The sequence below is a fragment of the Spiroplasma endosymbiont of Danaus chrysippus genome (assembly GCF_902809815.1).
Lineage (GTDB): Bacteria > Bacillota_I > Bacilli_A > Mycoplasmatales > VBWQ01 > Spiroplasma_E.
Genome location: NZ_CADDIL010000009.1, coordinates 1 through 16,470 on the forward strand (window position 1 = coordinate 1; position 16,470 = coordinate 16,470).

A 16,470-nucleotide genomic window follows, 5' to 3' on the forward strand; every position below is an offset into this window, starting at 1 on the left:
GTTATTAAGATTATCTTTTTTAGCCATCTGTAACTCACTCTTTCTAGATATATAAATTATATTTACTAGAATTAATTAAACATAGTTATTTTTGTAAGTCACACAGATTACTAAACATTCCCTTATAATAAATTTTATATTTAGTATTTGATTTAAAAGTATATTTAATATGATTTATATTAACTTTTGTTCCTACTTCTTTTCAATTACCATTATTTATCATTTTCTTTTCATCATCAATTAATTCTTTTTGTATTTTTACAAAATCACCTTCAAGTTTTCAAACACGTTTATGTAATTCATTAATAGAATCAATTACAGCTTTACTTGTAGTTTCTAATTCTTTAATATAAGCACTTCTTAAAATATTTAAAACAAAATCAACTTTTACAACAAATTTATTTTCTTGTATAGTAAAAACATTACTATCAAATAATGGTTCTAATTTATCAATAGTTAAATTAAAATCTTTATCTTTAAGTTCATTAATAGCACCAACAATAGTTTTATTAGTAGTTTCTAAATTATGAATTTCTTGACCAATAGCATTTAATTGAAATGCTATTGGAAACATTGCTTTTGTATCTTCTAATTTTTTATCTACTTCTGGTTTTGTATAATAATTATTTGGGTCAACTCCACCATCAGTAGCACTAATTTTATTATTTTCATCAATAGTTATATTAGTACCCGCAATTAATTTATCTTGTTTTTTATCTAATAAATTATTAGTTTCTAGTTTTGTGTAATAATCACGTTCAGTACCTTCTTCTGCTATAAATTCAGTTGGTGTATCTATTCCTTGATATTGATATATTTCTTCTATATCACCAATTAAATTAATTTTTCCACGTTCAGGATAAGAATTACCGCCACCACTAAATTTTTTATTTTTATTGTTATAGTAAATCGTTCCGGTATTTAAAATTCTTTTATTTTGGATTTGTTCATTATACGTCATGGAATCAACATTTAACAATTCAAATTCATTAAAAATATTATTTAAATAAATTTTAATTACTTTATAAAATTTCATAAAGTTATTTTCTGTTGAATATTGATAACTGATTTTAATAAAATATCATTTAAATATTTCTATATTATTATTTTCAACTTTCTTTCATAAAGGACTAGTTTCAATATTAAATCAATTATTTTTAACATCATTAATATTTTCATTTGCTTTAATTAATTCAGTATTTAGTTTGGTAATTTCATTTTCATTTGTAGTAATTCGTTTTTGTTGTTTAGCAGAAAAATCACAAGTTGGTGCATGTGTATAATCACCAATTTGTGGATTATTTTGTAATGCTTCGGGTGGTAATGTACCAATTTCATCAGGTCAATCTAAAATCATTGTTTCAGTTTTTGGGTCATAATCTGTTGCAACATAACCTTTATTAATAAATTTACTAACAGGACCTCTATATATTTCATTTTCATTATCATCAAATAAATCATCATATAATTTAATTTGTTTTAATAATGTAAATTCTTTTTGTTGTTCAATTAACTCATCAACTTGATTTCTAGTATAAAATGCTTTTAAGTCAATTTTTTCAACATCTATTTCATCGTCATTATAACTTGAAAATACTTGCTTTAATTCTGTTAATCTTGCTCATATTTTCATTCTACTAGGTGCTAAATCTCAAACATTAATTGTAGGAGTACTATTTGCACTAAATTTATTACCATTATTAAATTGAATAGTTGCATCAACATTAAATTCAATTGGTGTACGATTAAATACTCAATGTTCAACCATTACATAAACCATATCTCTTAATGTTTCTTTAATTAATTCATCTTTAAAACTATCAAAAGCAAATTTAGATAAAATAAAATCAAGATAAGCATTAATATCATTTTGCGCGCGAATAGCAAAAGTTTTAAATCAATCATTAACATTAGGTCATGTTTTTATATATTGCTGTGGTGTTTCTGTAATTTTTCCAGTTAATGGATATCAGTTATTATAATTTTCAAGACTAACATCAGTTCAAAGTTTATTAATCATAATTTATCATTCCTTAAAAAATGCTTGTTTATAATGATGAGTATGTTTTTTTGTTTTTTTATGTGTTATATGCTCAATTTCTTTTTGTATTTTATTTTTACCTTTTTTTAATTTTTTCTTACTTTTTGTTACAACTTGACTATATGCAAACTTTTCTAAATGATGTAATAATCCTGTACCAAATAAAGTGTTTACTGAAAATTTTAAACCAACATTTTTAAATGATTTGTTAATATTTTCAATAGGATTATTAATAACATTTACTACTTTATGATAAGTTCTAATAGTTCTAAATATTTCTCTATATACTTTAAAACTATCTCTAATTACTTGTTGCACCACTGGTGGAGCAAATGCTATTGCTTTTAATCATTTATTACGATTAATACCATAACCAATGTATCAACCACTATATCAACGATATCAATGAAATGGATGTATTTGAGTAACAAAAGTTTTTGCTTTAAGAATACTATCAACAACTGTAATTGGTTTATATTTAGGATTGCGATGATAAATAGTAATTGCACATTTATCTAATGACAAAGGTTGAATTTTACAACCCATAAATACTGGTGAATTTAATGGAATTAATTGTGCATGTTTAATGCTACTTGCTACTTAGCCCTTTTTACTAGACCATTAATTTAAAAAAAACTTGAATGTATTCGAAAAACAATTGTGTTATACAATTAACACTAATTTTGACATGAAAGGATTTTTAATAATGGATAAAATTAAACAAATAGCATTAGTAATTAACAAGTTAAATATCAAACAAAAAATTCAAATTATTGATGATAGCAAAAACCAATATTCAATTAGATATCTTTGCCAACATCTTCAACTAAACCGATCAACATATTATTTTGTAAAAAACAAACAAAACCCTATTAAAAAAGAAAAAAATCAAATTAGTAATTGTACACATAAATATCAAGAATTATGCCAACTTTTACTTGAATTTCATTTTACAAGAAAAGGACAAATTTATGGCTATTTACGAATTTTTTCAGCATTTAAAGAATGATTAAAACAATACAAACATATTATTTTAAATCTAGAATTATCAACAAAACAAATGCGAAAAATTATGAAAGATCACAATCTTCAAGGATTAAAACAAACTAAAAATAACTATCCTAAAAACAAAAAAAATCCAAATAAGTGAATACCTACAATGGATAAAGTAAACAAAGATTATAAAAGTACAACCTCTTCAAATCAAATTTGATCAATGGACACTAAACAAATAAATACTAAAGAAGGTTGATTATATCTTTTTGTAATTATTGATTTTTATTCAAATAATATTGTAAGCTATAATACATGTTCAAACAAATCCTATCAAGATTTAATCCTTCCTGCACTTGAAAAAATAAATCAACAATTCTCTTGAAACCAAGTAAAAAACGTTATTTTACACTCAGATAACGCCAACGAATTTTATTGTCAAGACATCACAAATTGAGCTGCTGATAAGCAAATAATTTTAAGCAAAAAACAACCTTATGATATTGGTGGCAATCTAATATCTGAAAACTGATTTTCTCATTTATCTCAAGAATGACTACCTAAAGGTTCAAATCAATATTTTTCTCTCAATGAAGCTATAAATGATGTAAACCAATATATTATGTTTTATAATTACGAAAGAATACATTCTAAATTTCTAAAACCACCAATTTCACAAATAAAAATTTAAAACTGTCTATCCAAAAGTGGTCCAGTATTTAGGGCTAACCACCTTTTGGTATTCTTTTTTTAAGAAAACTAAAAAATATTTTTATAATATAGTTTATTAAAATACAATTCTATTTTTATGTTTAAAAATAATTTGTTTAAAATATAAAAAATATGCTACAATATACAGGCTTAATTTAATGAAAATAAGCAACACATTTGTGAATTCATTGCCTAGTGCTTTTTAATTAAAAAGTGGCCAATGTTAGAAATAAATGGAAGAAAAACAAATTAGAAGGAGACAATATGTCAGTTGTAACACGTGAACAACTCCTTGAAGCAGGAGTTCAGTTTGGTCACCAAACTAAAAGATGAGATCCAAAGATGCGTAAATATATTTTTGGTCAAAGAAATGGTATTCATATTATTGATTTACAAAAATCAATGTGTAAATTAGATGAAGCTTGTCACTTTGTTAAAGAAACTAGTGAAAATGGTGGTAAGGTTTTATTTGTAGGTACAAAAAAACAAGCCAAAGAAGCTGTGCAAGAACTTGCAATTAGTTGTAATTCACCTTATGTAACAGAACGTTGATTAGGTGGTAATTTAACTAATTTTAAAACTATTAAATCAAGTATTAAAAAGTTAATTGATATTGAAAATAAAGAAAAAAGTGGAGAAATTAAACTTTTAACAAAAAAAGAGCAAATGTTAGTAATTAAAGAAAAAGCACGTTTAGAACGTAACCTTGGTGGTATTAGAAATATGTATAAATTACCAGAAGCTATTTTTGTTACTGATACTATTACTAATAAAATTGCTGTCGAAGAAGCAGTTAAACTTGGTATCAAAATTATTGCGATTTGTGATAGTAATTCAAATCCAGATAATATTGATTATATTATTCCTGGTAATGATGATGCTACAAAATCAATTACTTTAATTACAAAGAAAATTGCTGAAGCTATTAATGAAGGACAAAGTGTAAAAGCAGTTATTGATAAAAAAGAAATAGTAGTAGAAGAAACTATTAGTCTTGATGAAAATAAAACTGAAAATGTAATTGAAAAAAATAAAGAATAAAGGAGAATAGTTTATATGTCAGAAGTTAAAGTAGATGTTAAATTATTGAAAAAATTAAGAGATACAACCGATTTACCAATTACTGATTGTAAAGAAGCTTTGATGGAAAAAAATAATATTTTTGAAGCAGCACTTTCCCTATTAAAAATTAAAGGTTTAGCAAAAGCAGAGAAAAAAAGTATTAATAAAGCTACTGAAGGGATTACTAAAGTTGTTATTAGTGGTAATAATGCAATTATTGGTGAATTAAATTGTCAAACTGAACAAGTTGCTGATTTAGAAGATTTTAATGATTTATTTACTAAGATTTTAGAAACAATTTTAAAACATCAACCTAAAACTATTGAAGAAGCTTTAATGTTAAAAACTGATGGAAGTAGTGAAAGTTTAAATGATGAGATAAGATTTGCTATCGCTAAATTAGGTGAAAATATTGTTTTAAATCGTTTTCAATATTTAAGTAAAAATAGTGATGAAGTTTTTGGTTCATATGTCCATGGTGGTGGTAAATATAGTGGTTTAGTTATTATCAAAGGTGTTGATAAGGAAAGTGATATTCCAAATAATGTTGCTATGCAATTAGTATCAGCAGATGCCAAATACATTGATATTAATCACATACCTGCAACAGTTCGTGATAAAGAATTATCAATTATTAGTGAAAAAACAAAAGAAGAAGAAAAATTGAAAGCAAAAAAACGTCCTGATAATATTCTTGAAAATATTATAAGAGGTCGTTTTGAAAAAGTATTATCTGAATTAACTATTGTTGATCAACTTTATATTAAAGATAATACAATTAAGGTTAAAGAGTATTTAACTAAAAATCATGCTACAATTATAGCTATGATACGTTATCAATTAGGTGAAAAAATTGATAGTTTTGCCAAATAAACATTTAGGAGGTAAATAAAGTGAATTTTCAAATTATATATTATATTGCATTAGTAATGTTTATATTATTATTAGTTATTCTTGGTTGAGGATGATATAGTTTTAATAAACCAAAAACAACTATTAAATTTTTGAATTTAAAATTATTAGTAGCAACATTAATAGTTGGTGTAATTGGTTTAGTTATCTCGATTGTTGCAATTGCAATGCAAGTTTGAACATTTGAACCAGAATATATTAAATCTGATCCTGCTTTTTTAACTTTATTAATAGTAGAATATATATTTTTAGTTATCATGTTAGGATTAGCATATATTTTTAGTTTTGATTTTGGTATCGCAGTTGATGAATATAATATTTATTTCTTTGGACAAAGCGTTAATACTAGTAAAATTGTTGCATTGGAACAAAAGAAAAATGTTTTAAAAATTGTTTATGAACAGGGTATTAAAAAAATTAAAAAACGTTTAACAATTATTACTCCACAAGCACAACTTTTTGTTAAAGATCATTTAGCACAAAAAGTTATTGCTAACGTTGAATTAGAAACTGTCGCTGAAAGCGCAAATAATGATTCATTATCTAGTGATAACAGTAAATAAATAAGAAGCCACAAAGCAATCTGTGGCTTTTTATAATATTAAATTTAAGGAGGATGATCAAAAATGGAACAATTTAAATATAAACGAATATTATTAAAAATTAGTGGTGAAGCTTTAGGTGATGGTAGTAATGAATTATATAATAATGAAAGTATTGATAATGTTTGTCAACAAATTCAAACCCTAGTTAAGGCAAAAGTAGAAGTTGGTTTAGTAATTGGCGGTGGTAATATTTGACGTGGTGCTAAACAAGGAGAAAAGATTGGTTTAAAAAGAATTAATGCTGATTATATGGGAATGTTAGCGACTATTATGAATGCTTTGGTAATTGAATCAAAGTTAAAAGCGCTTAACGTAAAAGTTATTGTGCAAACATCATTAGAAATTAATCAAGTTGCTGAACCTTTTTATTACAAAAAAGCTATTAGTAGTTTTGAAAAAGGCTATGTTTGTATTTTTGCTGGTGGTACTGGTTCACCATACTTTACAACGGATACTGCAGCAGCACTTCGTGCTACTGAAATTAATGCGGATATATTATTAATGGCAAAAAATGGCGTTGATGGTGTTTATGATAAAGATCCAAACATTAACAAAAATGCTATTCGTTATTCACATTTATCATATCAAGATATTACTAATAAACAATTAAAAGTAATGGATTTAACTGCTTCAACAATGTGCATGGAAGCTAACTTGAAAATTATGGTATTTGATATTAAGGTTGAAAACAATATCATTAAAGCAGTACAAAATAAAGCAATTGCAACTATTATTAGCAATCAAAATTAACAAATTAAAGGAGAGAAGATAATATGAAACTATTAGATTTTATTTTATCTATTTTACAAAAAAGCAAAACACCAATCAGAATTTTATTTCCAGAAGGGGATAATGAAAAAGTACAGGCAGTAGCTTTAAAAATTATTAATGATAATTCACCTGTTAAAAATTTTATTACACCGGTTTTATTATTTAATAATGATAAAGAAATTCCTAGTAATATTAAAAATTCTAATATTAAAACATTATCTATTGAAGAAAATCAAGTAAAAAATTTTACTAATCAATTATATGAATTAAGAAAAGCAAAAGGTTTAACTTTAGAAGCGGCTAATAAATTGGTATTAAGTCGTAATTACTATGGAATGATGTTATTAAGTAATAAAGAGGTTAATGGTTTTGTTGGTGGTATTACTTTTACTACTGCTGATATTTTACGTCCAGCTTTACAAATTATTGGACCAAAAGCAGGTACTAAAACTGTTTCAAGTACATTTATTATGAATAAAAATGAAGAAATATTTTTATTTAGTGATGGTTCAATTAATTTAGATCCAACAGCTGAACAATTAGCAGATATTGCAAAATCTACAATTCACTTTGGTGAACTTTTAGAATTTAATCCAATTAAATTAGCAATGTTATCTTATTCTACTAATACTAGTGGTAGTGGTGAAAGTGTTGATAAAGTACGTAATGCTACTAACTTTGTTCAACAATTAAAATTAAAAAACGTGCAAGTAGCAGGACCAATTCAATTTGATGCTGCTTGAGATCAAGAAGTGCGAAATAAAAAATTCCCAGAATTAACAATTAAAAATCATTGTAATGCATTTATTTTTCCAACTTTAGATGCTGCTAATATTGGTTATAAAATTGCCCAAAGATTAGGTGATTATAAAGCTATTGGTCCTATTGTTTTGGGTTTAAATCAGCCAGTTAATGATCTTTCTCGTGGTGCTACTATTGATGACATTTATTACACAGCATTGATCACTGCTATTCAAACATTAATTAAGAATTAATAAGGAGATAAAACAAATATGTCAGAACAAAATAAAATTTTAGTTATTAATGCCGGAAGTAGTTCTATTAAATTTCAACTTTTTAATGCTATTAATAATGATAAAAAACCTCATTTTACTATTCTTTGTAAAGGTTTAGTTGAAAGGATAGCTATTAAAAATAGTAATTTTATTATTGAAATTGCTAATGGTGATAACTTTATTAAACATGAAGTAACAAAAGATATTGCTGATCATGTTATAGGAGCGCAAACAGTAATTGATGCATTAATTGAGTATAAGGTTATTAATAAATTTGATGATATTAAACGAATTGGTCATCGTATGGTTCACGGTGGTCAAAAATTTAATAACTCAATTGTTATTGATGAGAAAGTCATTGCTGGTATCAAAGCATGTATTCCTTTAGCACCATTACATAATCCACCAGCTTTAAAAGGATTATCATCTTTTCAAAAATTAGTTCCACATGCTAAACATGTGGCAGTATTTGATACTTCATTTCATAGTACTATTCCTGAAGAAAAATATCTTTACTCAGTTCCATATGATTGATATAAAACATATGAGGTAAGAAGATATGGATTTCATGGTACTAGTTATCGTTATATTTTAGATAGATTAACTAATATTTTAAATAAACCAAAAGATAAGATTAATGCTATTATTTGTCATTTAGGTAATGGTGCTAGTATTTGTGCTATTAAAAATGGTAAAAGTTTTAATACTAGCATGGGATTAACACCGTTAGATGGTTTAATTATGGGTTCTAGAAGTGGTATCATTGACCCTTCTATTCATGGTTATATGTGTAATGTTAAAGCAGAAGCAACTATTGAAACTGTTACTAATGATTTAAATAAAAGTTCGGGTTTATTAGGAATTAGTGGACATTCTTCTGATTTACGTGATGTTCTTGCAAGTAGTAATGATAAAAACCATAAGTATCATTTACAATCACAATTAGCAATAAAAATGTTTGTTCAAAGAATTGCTAATTATATTGTTCAATATGGTAATGATTTAGATAGTAATATTGATGCATTAGTATTTACTGCAGGTATTGGTGAAAATTCTGCAATTATTCGTCAATTAGTTATTGAGGAAATTAAAGTGTTTACTTTAAAATTAGTAACTAATAAAAATAATGATAAGTATAATGATTACTTAGAAATTAGTGATAAACAATCAGAAGTTCCTATTTTTAAAATTAGAACAAATGAAGAATTAATGATTTGTCAAGATACATATAATTTATTAAAAAATATTTAAAAAATAAAAAAATATATTAAGGTTTTTTGTTTTGATATATAATGTTTAAATTAAGTAAAAATACTTAATAATTATCAAATTTTAATTAAAAATAAATACTTTAAAGATTCAAGGAGAAAAAAGTATGGAATTTAAATACATTAAAGAAAAAAATAATCATAAAATTAGTGAGGAAAATCAATATAAAAATTTTGATAAAAATATGATAAATGAAATTAATAAATTAACTAAGAAGTCATCATCAAGTCGTAGTAGGGTTACTTGTCGTGATTGAAAAGAAGAAAGTAATAAAGATAATTATCATGATGGAAATTGACCAATTGCAATTTTAGGTTTTTAAAATGAATGGTATATTGTCTATCGAAAGAAAGAGTTGTAACTATTAAATAAAAAGTGATAAAATAATATATATTTGTATTTGTGATTACACAATAAAAGAAATTGAAAAAAAGTAATAAGTAAGAGAGGATTTTAGCATGGAAAGAAAACAAAAGATAGTTGTTATAGGTGTTAATCATGCCGGAACAACAGCACTAAAGGCAATTATGAGGTCTAATCCAAATAGTGAAGTAGTAGCATATGATCGTAATGATAATATTTCATTTTTAGGATGTGGAATTGCGCTTTGAGTTGGTAAAGAATTTACTGATCCAAAAGGATTATTTTATGCCACAATTGAAAAGTTAAGAGCATTAGGTGTTAAAATTAAAGAAAAACATGAAATGATTAAATATGATAGTAAAGCTAAAATTGTTACTATTAAAAATTTAGATACTAATGAAGTATTTACTGAAAGTTATGATAAGTTAGTATTGGGGATTGGTTCATGACCAATCTTAAATCCAGGTGGTAAAGAAATTCCTGGTTTAATTGCTCATAAAGATGGCGTAGTTGTTAAAGATACTTTAAATGGTGTTAAATTAACAAATGGCATTCATTTATCAAAACTATACCAACATGCTCAAGAAATTATTTCTGATTTGAGTAAACCAGAAGTAAAAAAAGTGGTAGTAATTGGTGCGGGTTATATTGGCATTGAATTAGTAGAAGCTTTTTATAAAGATAAAAAAGAAGTTACTTTAATTGATTTTGAAAATCGTATTATGCCTCGTTATTATGATGAAGAATTTACAAATGATGTTGAAACAGATATGAAAAAAGTAAGAGTAAAATTACAATTAGGAGAAACTTTACAAGAATTTATTATTAAAGATGATAAAGTGAGTGAAGTAAAAACTAATAAAGGAACATATAAAGCTGATTTAGTAATTATGGCTGTTGGTTTCTTACCAAATACTGCTATCTTGAAAGATGAGAATGGTAAAGTTCAACTTAACTTAGATCCCCGTGGTGCAATTGAAGTTAATGAATATTTTCAAACTTCAGATCCTAATGTTTATGCAATTGGTGATTGTATTAATATTCGTTCAAATGCTTGAAATAAAAATGTTAATATTGCCTTAGCAACTAATGCTGTACGTAGTGGTTTAATTGCTGGATTAAATGTTGCAAAAACAGATCCTAAAACAAGAATCGCCTTTCCTGGTGTTCAAGGAACAAATGCAATTGCTGTTTTTGGTTGAAAACTATGTGCTACTGGTTTATCAGAAGTTTCTGCAAAAGCAATTTTAGGATCTAATAATGTAGAAGCATATTTTTATCAAGATACGGTGTTTCCACCTTTTATGAGTGAAAATCATGAAGTAAAAATTAAAATTATATGAGAAAAGAGTTCTCGTCGTATTGTTGGAGCTGAAATTGGTTCAACTCATGATCATACAGAAACAATTGCAATGTTTTCATTAGCAATATTGAAAAAGGTTACTATTGATGAAATTCCATTAATTGATATGTATTTCTTACCACACTTTAATAAGCCTTATAACTTTGTTACTGCGGCAGCACTTTTAGCAACAGGAATTTTAACAAAAGAAGATGTTACATATCCAGATCCATATTTTAAAGGTAAGAAAAAATAGATTGCCTTATCAAATTAATTTTGAGAGGAATAAAATATAATGGTTAGTAATGAAAAATATTTAAAACTTAGAGCAAGAATGACTTTACCAGTTAAAGAAAGTAAATATAAAATTGCTTGATGATTAAAAATTATTTTGATATTTACTTTTTCATTATGGATTATTCCTTTTTTAATTACTAATTTTTTTATTGGTTTGATGATGCGAAATGTTATGGAAAATTTTCAAAGAATTGGACGAAGTACTAATCCAAATTTTGCTAAAATTGATCTCAATACTTTGAGTTTTTATAATCGAGATATGGAATTACAAAATTCTCTACAACTAATGATTGATGATAGTAATTGGGATATGATGGAAGCACAAGATATGACGATAACTACTTATGATAATCGCTTGTTATCAGCTTTTTTCATTAATAATCATCAATCTAATAAAAATCATAAATGAATAATTGCAACTCATGGTTGACAACAAAATCGCTATAGCATTTTATATTTAGTTAAACATTTTTATGAACAGGGATATAGTATTGTTACTTATGATACAAGAGGTCATGGTAGTAATAATATCCATGATGCAATTACTTTTGGTAATAAAGAAGCAGATGATTTATATGCTGTTATTTTAAGTCTTAATAATTATTTAGCAGAAGCAGATTTTAAACAACCTCCTAATATTACTTTAATTGGTAATAGTATGGGTGCCAGTACTGTTTTGGAAACAATATCTCGATTTGATACTGGTAAATTTGGTGTTAAATGTGCAATTTCTGATTGTGGATTTGATAGTTTTAGTCATATTATTAAAATTATGGGTAAACAATACTTTAACCTTCATTGATTTTGATTTTATTATGGTGTTAAATTTTTCTTTAGGTTAAAAGATAAATTTAATATTAATAGTATTGATCCTATTAATAAATTAAAATATTGTTCTTCAATTCCTGTATTATTTATTCATGGTAATGATGATGAAACTGTACCAGCAACAATGGCACAAAAAATGTATGAAGAGAAAATAAATTATGAAGAAGAAACAATAAGTGAATTATTAATTATGCCATCTGCTAAACATATAAGAGCCGTCACTACCGATTATGATACATATTGCAAAACTACTTTAAAATTTGTTAATAAATGAACAAATTTTAAAACCAAAGATAAAGGAGATTAAGTTAATAATGATTTATTATACTAATAATAGCAAAGACCCATATTTTAATTTAGCAGCCGAAGAATATTTGATTACTAATCCTTATATAACTGATGAAATCTTATTATTATGACAAAATAATAATACTATTGTTATTGGTAGAAACCAAAATACAATTGAAGAAATTAATAATGAATATGTGAGAACAAAAAAAGTTAATGTTGTACGAAGATTATCAGGTGGTGGAGCTGTTTATCAAGATTTAGGAAATTTAAATTTTACTTTTATTCTTGATAAAAATAAAGATAATGCTCGTAATTATGCTCTTTTTACAAAACCAATAGTTAATGTTTTACAAAATCTAGGGTTAAATGCTCAATTTAGTGGTAAAAATGATATTTTAGTTGATGATAAAAAAATATCGGGTAATGCCCAATATACATATAAAAATCGAATTTTACATCATGGTACTATTCTTTTTAATGTTGATATGCAAATGTTACCAAAAGTATTAAAACCTGATTTGGATAAATTAAAATCAAAAGGTATTAAATCAGTACAAGCACGAGTAACAAATATTTTACCATTATTAAATCCACCAATAACAATTGAAGAATTTCAAAATTTAATTATTGAACAATTAAAAAGTACAAAAAATACAAAGATTATGGAATTTTCTGAAAAAATGATTGCTGATATTGAATCATTAGCAAATACTAAATATCGAACTTGAGATTGAGTTTATGGTAAATCTCCAGATTTTGATTTAAAACATAAAACACTTTTTCCTAGTAAAGGAACTATTCACGTTTGAATGAATGTTAAGGCAGGAATTATTGAAAATATTAAAATATATGGTGATTTCCTAGGGTCAGCAGGTACTACTAGTTTAGAAAAAAAACTAGAAAAACAAAAATATAATGTAGCAACTATTACTAATATCATTGAAAATGCTAATATTAACGAAATTTTTGGTGAAAATTTTCTTGCTGAAGAAATCATAAAAAGTATCATAAAATAATTAATAAAATTCTTATTTATGATATCCTTACTTTTATAACTAATATTAAAGAGGAAATATGAAGAAATATTTATGGATTTTATTTATAATGTTTATTTTTATAAAACCAATTAGCAATGTTATTACATTTTTAGTAAATAATAGTTTTGATTAAACAAATAGTATAAATGATATTCTTTATCCAACACGTGGTTGACCAAAAAAAGATAGAAATCAATTAAATGTTTGACAATTTTTATATCAAGATGCTATTGATAAAGTAAGTAAAACTAACGATAATATTGTTAATGGTTTTAATAATTTTTATCTTGCTGAATTTAATAAATACCCTGATTCAGCAAGTAAAAATGCTGGTAAACCTGGCTAGCTACTTGCTACTTGCTACTTAGCCCTTTTTACTAGACCATTAATTTAAAAAAAACTTGAATGTATTCGAAAAACAATTGTGTTATACAATTAACACTAATTTTGACATGAAAGGATTTTTAATAATGGATAAAATTAAACAAATAGCATTAGTAATTAACAAGTTAAATATCAAACAAAAAATTCAAATTATTGATGATAGCAAAAACCAATATTCAATTAGATATCTTTGCCAACATCTTCAACTAAACCGATCAACATATTATTTTGTAAAAAACAAACAAAACCCTATTAAAAAAGAAAAAAATCAAATTAGTAATTGTACACATAAATATCAAGAATTATGCCAACTTTTACTTGAATTTCATTTTACAAGAAAAGGACAAATTTATGGCTATTTACGAATTTTTTCAGCATTTAAAGAATGATTAAAACAATACAAACATATTATTTTAAATCTAGAATTATCAACAAAACAAATGCGAAAAATTATGAAAGATCACAATCTTCAAGGATTAAAACAAACTAAAAATAACTATCCTAAAAACAAAAAAAATCCAAATAAGTGAATACCTACAATGGATAAAGTAAACAAAGATTATAAAAGTACAACCTCTTCAAATCAAATTTGATCAATGGACACTAAACAAATAAATACTAAAGAAGGTTGATTATATCTTTTTGTAATTATTGATTTTTATTCAAATAATATTGTAAGCTATAATACATGTTCAAACAAATCCTATCAAGATTTAATCCTTCCTGCACTTGAAAAAATAAATCAACAATTCTCTTGAAACCAAGTAAAAAACGTTATTTTACACTCAGATAACGCCAACGAATTTTATTGTCAAGACATCACAAATTGAGCTGCTGATAAGCAAATAATTTTAAGCAAAAAACAACCTTATGATATTGGTGGCAATGTAATATCTGAAAACTGATTTTCTCATTTATCTCAAGAATGACTACCTAAAGGTTCAAATCAATATTTTTCTCTCAATGAAGCTATAAATGATGTAAACCAATATATTATGTTTTATAATTACGAAAGAATACATTCTAAATTTCTAAAACCACCAATTTCACAAATAAAAATTTAAAACTGTCTATCCAAAAGTGGTCCAGTATTTAGGGCTAACCACCGTTGATTTAGAAGGTAAAAAAGATGTTTTAGGTTTATGAATTAGTGAAAATGAAGGTGCTAAATTCTGATTAAATAATTTTACAGAAATGAAAAATCGAGGCTTAAATGATATTCTTATTGCTTGTAGTGATAATTTAACAGGCATGTCAGAGGCAATACAATCAGTTTATCCTAAAACTGAACATCAATTATGCATAGTTCATCAAATTAGAAATAGCTTAAAATATGTTTCATACAAACATCGAAAGTCTCTAGTTATCGATTTAAAGCCAATTTATACAGCATGTAGTGAAGAACAAGCAATGCAAGCTTTAGAATCATTTGAAAGTAAATGAAATAAACAATATCCACAAATTGCTAAATCTTGATATAAAAATTGAGAAAATTTAATGGTTTTTATTAGTTATCCAGCAGAAATTAAAAGGGTAATTTATACTACAAATGCTATTGAATCTGTTAATAGCCAATTACGAAAAGTTATTAGAAATAAAAAAGTTTTTCCTAATGATATGGCAGTTTTTAAAATTTTTTACTTAGCAATTGAAAATATCACAAAAAAATGAACATTGCCTATTCAAAATTGAAATACAGCAATTGCTCATTTTATGATAAAATTTGAAGACAGAATTAATCTGAACTAGTACTTTGTAAAACAAAGAAACACAGATTACTAAAAAGCCTCCAATTTTTTCAAACGTTAAATCTATTTGTTTTGAAGTATTACCTTGCATATTTTTATATGCTTTTTCTCAACTTTCAGATAATCCTTCTTCAGTTTTGTTTACATCATAAAATTTTCTTTCTAAATTTGGAAACTCATTTTCTAATTTTGCTAATTCTTGATTAATTTCTGTTATTTTTTTATTTCTTTTTTCTTTAGTATTATATGTAGGTATTTTTTCTAATTTCTTTTCATACATTTTTATAGTATTTAAATTTTCTTTTAATTGCTTTTCTAATTCTTTTATTTTATATATTTTATTTATATATGGAGGAGTGTCAGTAATATCATAACCTAATTTTATTGCTTCTTCACGTTGTATTTCTTCAATTATAATTATATAAGGTTTAGTATTTTGTGCTATTTTAATTAATTTTTCTAAATTTTCTTTTTTTAAAACAGAAATATTTAATTTTAAATTTTGTTTATCCATTTTTTATCTTCCTTTTCTAAATTTTAAATAAAAATCCCAATTACTTAAAATAAAGTAAATAGGTAAAAACATATATTCATTTTAAGTAATATAATATCATAAAATCTATACTGAATATAAATAATTTAAAAATTAAAAAAAATAAGTATAATTGAGCAAATACTTATCTTTTATGTGAAAGAGTAGATTTTACTATTTAAATTCCTAATTTTATTAGGACTTTTTATTGTAAAGAAAAGTAAGTAGTTATTGACATTATGATTTGTTAAATTAGTTTTTCTGTTTT

Annotated in this window: 15 protein-coding genes and 1 pseudogene; 13 read left to right on the forward strand and 3 right to left on the reverse strand. The window is 24.8% G+C overall.

The genetic code is table 4. From position 1 onward, the window contains the following. Positions 1–85: 85 nt before the first annotated feature. Positions 86–2,020 (reverse strand): hypothetical protein, encoded by a 1,935-nt coding sequence (locus SPIRDC1_RS09500; protein WP_174481590.1) that lies wholly within the window; start codon positions 2,018–2,020, stop codon positions 86–88. Positions 2,021–2,023: 3 nt separating this feature from the next. After that, positions 2,024–2,587: a hypothetical protein gene (locus SPIRDC1_RS09505; protein WP_174481591.1), complete on the reverse strand. Its 564-nt coding sequence runs from the start codon at positions 2,585–2,587 to the stop codon at positions 2,024–2,026. Between the two features lie 142 nt (positions 2,588–2,729). Between SPIRDC1_RS09505 and SPIRDC1_RS09510 the strand changes: the two genes are divergently transcribed. The 13 genes and pseudogenes from SPIRDC1_RS09510 to SPIRDC1_RS09570 form a co-directional block, all read left to right on the forward strand. Next, a complete protein-coding gene (locus tag SPIRDC1_RS09510) occupies positions 2,730–3,725 on the forward strand; it encodes an IS3 family transposase (RefSeq protein WP_174481592.1) in 996 nt (331 codons plus the stop codon). 284 nt (positions 3,726–4,009) lie between these two features. Next, entirely contained in the window at positions 4,010–4,786 is a 777-nt protein-coding gene (gene rpsB / locus SPIRDC1_RS09515; protein ID WP_174481593.1) for a 30S ribosomal protein S2, read from the forward strand. A gap of 15 nt (positions 4,787–4,801) precedes the next feature. After that, positions 4,802–5,680, forward strand: a complete 879-nt coding sequence (gene tsf, locus SPIRDC1_RS09520) for a translation elongation factor Ts (RefSeq protein WP_174481594.1) — start codon at positions 4,802–4,804, stop codon at positions 5,678–5,680. 20 nt (positions 5,681–5,700) lie between these two features. Continuing rightward, positions 5,701–6,282: a hypothetical protein gene (locus SPIRDC1_RS09525; RefSeq protein ID WP_174481595.1), complete on the forward strand. Its 582-nt coding sequence runs from the start codon at positions 5,701–5,703 to the stop codon at positions 6,280–6,282. Between the two features lie 63 nt (positions 6,283–6,345). Next, entirely contained in the window at positions 6,346–7,074 is a 729-nt protein-coding gene (gene pyrH, locus SPIRDC1_RS09530; RefSeq protein WP_174481596.1) for a UMP kinase, read from the forward strand. 23 nt (positions 7,075–7,097) lie between these two features. Further along, positions 7,098–8,090 (forward strand): phosphate acetyltransferase, encoded by a 993-nt coding sequence (gene pta / locus SPIRDC1_RS09535; protein ID WP_174481597.1) that lies wholly within the window; start codon positions 7,098–7,100, stop codon positions 8,088–8,090. Positions 8,091–8,108: 18 nt separating this feature from the next. Then, complete coding sequence (locus SPIRDC1_RS09540) at positions 8,109–9,362, forward strand: acetate kinase (RefSeq protein WP_174481598.1); 1,254 nt, start codon at positions 8,109–8,111, stop codon at positions 9,360–9,362. A 124-nt stretch (positions 9,363–9,486) separates the two neighbouring features. Next, on the forward strand, positions 9,487–9,702 hold the full coding sequence (locus SPIRDC1_RS09545) for a hypothetical protein (protein WP_174481599.1): 216 nt from the start codon (positions 9,487–9,489) through the stop codon (positions 9,700–9,702). 136 nt (positions 9,703–9,838) lie between these two features. Next, entirely contained in the window at positions 9,839–11,341 is a 1,503-nt protein-coding gene (locus SPIRDC1_RS09550; protein ID WP_174481600.1) for an FAD-dependent oxidoreductase, read from the forward strand. A 39-nt stretch (positions 11,342–11,380) separates the two neighbouring features. Beyond that, positions 11,381–12,517 carry an alpha/beta hydrolase gene (locus SPIRDC1_RS09555; RefSeq protein ID WP_174481601.1) on the forward strand — a complete coding sequence of 379 codons (1,137 nt, stop codon included), beginning with the start codon at positions 11,381–11,383 and terminating at the stop codon, positions 12,515–12,517. A 7-nt stretch (positions 12,518–12,524) separates the two neighbouring features. After that, complete coding sequence (lplA, locus tag SPIRDC1_RS09560; RefSeq protein ID WP_174481602.1) at positions 12,525–13,517, forward strand: lipoate--protein ligase; 993 nt, start codon at positions 12,525–12,527, stop codon at positions 13,515–13,517. 473 nt (positions 13,518–13,990) lie between these two features. Next, positions 13,991–14,986, forward strand: a complete 996-nt coding sequence (locus tag SPIRDC1_RS09565) for an IS3 family transposase (RefSeq protein ID WP_174479968.1) — start codon at positions 13,991–13,993, stop codon at positions 14,984–14,986. A 43-nt stretch (positions 14,987–15,029) separates the two neighbouring features. After that, positions 15,030–15,671, forward strand: a pseudogene (locus tag SPIRDC1_RS09570) (IS256 family transposase); the annotation flags it as partial. On the opposite strand, the gene SPIRDC1_RS09575 reads toward SPIRDC1_RS09570, so the two are convergent. Continuing rightward, on the reverse strand, positions 15,564–16,184 hold the full coding sequence (locus SPIRDC1_RS09575) for a hypothetical protein (protein ID WP_174481603.1): 621 nt from the start codon (positions 16,182–16,184) through the stop codon (positions 15,564–15,566). The pseudogene SPIRDC1_RS09570 and the gene SPIRDC1_RS09575 overlap by 108 nt on opposite strands. Between the last annotated feature and the right edge of the window lie 286 nt (positions 16,185–16,470).